Genomic DNA, 1,074 nt, shown 5'->3' with positions numbered 1-1,074 from the left:
TCTACTGGTTCCCGCGAAGCGCTGGAACTGCGCGATGGCGACAAATCCCGTTTCCTGGGTAAAGGCGTAACCAAAGCTGTTGCTGCGGTAAACGGCCCGATCGCTCAGGCAATCCTGGGCAAAGATGCTAAAGATCAGGCTGGCATCGACAAGATCATGATCGACCTGGACGGTACTGAAAACAAATCTAACTTCGGTGCGAACGCTATCCTGGCTGTTTCTCTGGCAAACGCCAAAGCAGCTGCAGCGTCCAAAGGCCTGCCGCTGTACGCGCACATCGCGGAACTGAACGGCACTCCGGGCAAATACTCCATGCCGGTTCCGATGATGAACATCATCAACGGTGGTGAGCACGCTGACAACAACGTCGACATCCAGGAATTCATGATTCAGCCGGTTGGCGCGCCGACCCTGAAAGAAGCCGTACGCATGGGTTCTGAAGTGTTCCATCACCTGGCGAAAGTGCTGAAGTCCAAAGGCATGAACACTGCCGTTGGTGACGAAGGCGGCTACGCGCCGAACCTGGGTTCTAACGCCGAAGCACTGGCTGTTATCGCTGAAGCGGTTAAAGCTGCTGGCTACGAGCTGGGCAAAGACATCACCCTGGCGATGGACTGCGCAGCATCTGAATTCTACAAAGACGGTAAATACGTTCTGGCTGGCGAAGGCAACAAAGCGTTCACCTCTGAAGAGTTCACTCACTTCCTGGAAGACCTGACCAAACAGTACCCGATCGTCTCCATCGAAGATGGCCTGGACGAATCTGACTGGGACGGTTTCGCATACCAGACCAAAGTACTGGGCGACAAAATCCAGCTGGTTGGTGACGACCTGTTCGTAACCAACACCAAGATCCTGAAAGAAGGCATCGAAAAAGGCATCGCTAACTCCATCCTGATCAAATTCAACCAGATCGGTTCTCTGACCGAAACTCTGGCTGCCATCAAGATGGCGAAAGACGCTGGCTACACCGCTGTCATCTCTCACCGTTCTGGCGAAACTGAAGACGCGACCATCGCTGACCTGGCTGTCGGTACCGCTGCAGGCCAGATCAAAACCGGTTCTATGAGCCGT

Annotated in this window: 1 protein-coding gene; it reads left to right on the top strand. The window is 54.3% G+C overall.

Annotation, left to right across the window (positions count from 1 at the left end; all coding sequences use genetic code 11):
- On the top strand, positions 1 to 1,074 hold a 1,074-nt coding region (eno, locus tag AACG97_RS00260), incomplete at both ends, for a phosphopyruvate hydratase (protein WP_338463241.1).

The sequence above is a fragment of the Pseudomonas sp. Nvir genome, from assembly GCF_963778085.1.
Taxonomy (GTDB): Bacteria; Pseudomonadota; Gammaproteobacteria; order Pseudomonadales; family Pseudomonadaceae; genus Aquipseudomonas; species Aquipseudomonas juntendi.
The sequence above is the reverse complement of the archived record's forward strand: the minus strand, read 5'-3'. Positions and strand labels throughout refer to the sequence as shown.